The organism is Nonomuraea sp. NPDC049784 (assembly GCF_040659615.1).
In the GTDB taxonomy this organism is placed as follows: domain Bacteria; phylum Actinomycetota; class Actinomycetes; order Streptosporangiales; family Streptosporangiaceae; genus Nonomuraea.
The window spans coordinates 1-3,501 of record NZ_JBFAMX010000852.1; the positions used below are offsets into that span (position 1 = coordinate 1).

At 71.7% G+C, this 3,501-nt stretch carries 3 protein-coding genes and 1 pseudogene; all 4 read right to left on the reverse strand.

Features of this window, described 5'->3' with window-relative positions; translation table 11 throughout:
* The coding region (locus tag AB0J09_RS59775; RefSeq protein WP_360712528.1) for a S8 family serine peptidase at positions 1–885 on the reverse strand (885 nt) is incomplete at its 3' end.
* Positions 886–890: 5 nt separating this feature from the next.
* The gene (locus AB0J09_RS59780; protein ID WP_360712531.1) at positions 891–1,793 is read right to left on the reverse strand and encodes a hypothetical protein; all 903 of its coding nucleotides are present in this window, start codon (positions 1,791–1,793) and stop codon (positions 891–893) included.
* A gap of 128 nt (positions 1,794–1,921) precedes the next feature.
* Positions 1,922–3,157: a S8 family serine peptidase gene (locus AB0J09_RS59785; protein WP_360712534.1), complete on the reverse strand. Its 1,236-nt coding sequence runs from the start codon at positions 3,155–3,157 to the stop codon at positions 1,922–1,924.
* Positions 3,151–3,501, reverse strand: a pseudogene (locus AB0J09_RS59790) (hypothetical protein); the annotation flags it as partial. The pseudogene AB0J09_RS59790 and the gene AB0J09_RS59785, both read right to left, overlap by 7 nt.

The following is a 3,501-nucleotide window of genomic DNA, read 5'->3' on the forward strand; positions in this document are numbered from 1 at the left end:
CGGCCTGCCCCGCGCGCTCGACGCCAGGGCCTGGGCGACCTGCTCTGGCGGCAGGTCCGGATAGCGCGACTTGATGAGCGCGGCCACGCCCGCCACCAGCGCGGCGGCCGAGCTGGTGCCCTCCGACAGCTCGTAGCCGCTCTTGCGCTTGACCACGGGCACGCCCACGCCGGGCGCCGCGACCAGCACGGAGAGGTTGTCGCTGCTGAACGTGGCCCGCTTGCCCTGCTTGTCGGTGGCCGCCACGCCGATGACCCCTGGGTAGCCGGCCGGGAAGCTCCAGTAGGAGGTGCCGTTCTGCTTGGCGTAACTGGTCAGGCCGTCGTTGCCCACGGCGGCGACCAGGACGACGCCCTTGCCGAGCGCGTACGAGACGGCCTCGCGCTCGGACCTGAGCGGGCCGTAGGAGCCGATGGACATGCTGACGACCTTGGCTCCGTGGTTGGCCGCGTACCGCAGCGCCCGGGCGAGCGGACTCTCCGAGATCTGCTCGTCGTCCTGCACCGGCGGGACGCCCAGCTCGGGGTCGTCGTCCGTGACCATGGGCAGCGACAGGATGTGTGCCTTGGGCGCGATGCCGACCAGCCCGTCGTCCTCACCCGAGGCCGCGATCAGGCCTGCCATGGCGGTGCCGTGCCTGCCCGGCGGCATCTGGCGGCTCACCGCGCCCGAGGTCATGTCGGGGCCGTCGCTCACGCGGCCCTTCAGCTCCTTGATGTGGCCGTCCACGCCGCTGTCCACGACGGCGACCGTGATGCCCTCGCCCTTGGTGACGGACCAGGCCTGTTCGACGTTGAGCGCGTCGAGCACCCACTGCTGCTGATCCCTCACGGGTTCGGCACTGGGCCCTGACAGCACGAGCAGCGCGGCGGTGAGCGCGCGCACGCCGGCTAGCACACGTTCCCCTGGGTGCAGGGCGGCACCTTGGGGGGGTCCGCGAGGAAGTAGGCGATCTGGTTTCCGACGGACTTGGCGGCCGGCCACAGCTCGCTGTGCAGGATCTCCTCGGGCGGGATCGCGGCCCTGGTCCGCCCGTCGGCGTAGCCCGCCGTCGAGAACACGATGTACGGCCCCGCGCCCACCCAGCCGGTGCGCTGGCGCTGGTCGGGGCCGAAGCGCTCGGTGATCGTGCCGGGGAAGGCGACGGGCAGCACGCCCACGCGGTCGTCCTGGGTGAGCTCCTCGGTGGCCGAGACCCTGGCCGCCTCGTCCTTCAGCACGGCCACCCCGACTGTGATCACGAACGAGGCCGTCTGGTCGATGTACGTCGCCCGCAGCATCGTGACGCAGCCGTGGCTCTGCAGCACCCCGGCGACGGAGGCGTCCACGCCCTTGCCGCACTCGGTCTCAGGGGCGATGCCGACGCGCCTGGCGTACTGCTGGGCCCGGTCGAGCCCGAGGTACTTCACCTCTTCGGGGAAGACCCCCGTCGCCGGCCAGGCCTGCCAGCGTCTGGCGATCTCCTCCTGCTGGTACTGGTTCTGCTCATCGGGGGTCAGCGGGCGCGACCGCGTCTCGGCGAACAGGCCCACCGTGCCGAGCAGCACGACCACGGACGACACGACCACGATGACGCTGAGCAGCGTCACGAACATGCGCCTGTAGCGCACGCCCTGCTGGAGCCCTTCCAGCTCCACGCGCTGCCTGACGGCCGCGCGCGTACGGGAGTTCGCCGCCGGCCAAGCACGGACGCGCGAGCGCCGGCCGGTGGTGGCGCCGAGCGGGTTCCTCTGCCCCTGCGTGGCGTCTCCCCCGGCGCGCGGTAGCCCTGACGTCGACCTACGAGCCCTCACACCGCCTCGTTCCCGACTTCATCCGTGTTGACGGCCTCCACTCCATGGAAGCGGCTCGGTCGCTGGGGAGCCGCCGCCTTCTCTCGCCGCTCCCTCGCCTGTCTATTTCGTCCCCCTTAGTAGGCGGATCATGCGCCTTGTGAGCTGTGTGCCCGGCGGACGCGCCTGACCAGGATGAATATGACGCTCAGGGACGCGAGCGCGCCGACGGCCGCGGCGGCGGCGATGGCCGCGTGGACCGTGACGCGCTTCTCATCCCTGTCGATGACCTTGATGGTGCCCGCCTGCCCGCCCGCCAGCGGACTGGCGGGGTCCTGCGCCTGGGCGCCCGCGGCGGTCTCGGTGTAGCCGGCCAGCTTGCCGGCCTCCAGCAGGGCCCTGGCCGCGTTCACGATGCCGAAGCCGGTGGCGATGTCGTACCCTCCCGGCGGCCGATCGGTGGCGCTGGCGGTCAGGGCGCGGGCGACCAGCGGCGGCGACATGTCCGGGTATTTGGACTTAATGAGGGCGGCCACTCCGGAGACCAGCGCGGTTGCCTGCGAGGTGCCCCGCCCGACCCAGTACTCGTCGCCGGGGCCCGCGCCCATGATGTCCACGCCCGGCGCGGCCACCAGCACGGAGGAGTTCCAGTTGGAGAACGTGGCCCGGCGCAGCCGCCGGTCCGTCGCCCCTACGGAGACGACCCCGGGAAAGGCGGCCGGATAGGAGTAGGGGGCGTAGTCCGCGTCGACCTTCCTGTCGCCGTCGTTGCCGGCGGCGGCCACGAGCACGACGCCCTTGGAGATGGCGTAGCGGATGGCCGCCCGCTCCTCCCTGGTCGCCAGCTCCTTGGAGATCGACATGTTGATCACGTCTGCCCCCTCGTCCACGGCGTAGCGAATGCCCCGGGCCACCACGTTCTCGAAGCGCTCCTCCGAGTTGAACTCCCGGAAACCCGGCTCCTCGTCCTCGAGGATGACCCTTACTGACAGTACGTCCGCTTCGGGCGCTACGCCGATGATCCCCAGTTTTCCTCCGGGTCCGTGGCCGTGCCCGGCGATCAGAGAGGCCATGTACGTGCCGTGCAGGCGGAGCGGGGCGACCCCGGGCGGGTTCGCGCCGGCGGTGAAATCCTTCCCCACCCGCACCGAGCGCACCAGGTCGCGATGGCGTGGATCGACGCCGGAGTCGAGCACCGCCACCGTCACCCCGCGGCCCTTGCTGGTGCGCCAGGCCTGGGTCAGCTCCAGCGTCTTGATGACCGGCTGCTGACCGCCGCGCACGTCGTCCGCCCACGCGGGCGCGGCCGTGAACAGCACCATCCCGGCCGCCGCGACCGCCGCGCCCTGCCTCAGCATGATCCGCCTACTGCCCAGGTTCAGCACTGCCACTCCTTGGCCGTGCAGTCGGGCATCCTGGGTGTGCTGAGGTCGGTCAGCACGTGCTCGGCGATCTCGGTGGCGAAGGCGAAGATGGCGGGCCGCTGTTCGTCCGCCGCGTTCGCGGGCCGCCCGTCCACCTGGCCCGCCGTGGTCAGCACCAGGTACGGCCCGGCCTGCCGTACCGAACCGGTCTGCCGCACGTCAGGGGTGAACCGGTCGGCCACCGTGCCGCTGAAGGCCAGCGGATACAGGCCCGGCACGGGTTTGCCACTGTCGGAGAAGGCGGTCTTGGCGCGTACGGCGCCCGGCTCGTCGCGCAGGGCCACCACGCCGATCGTGACGAGCAC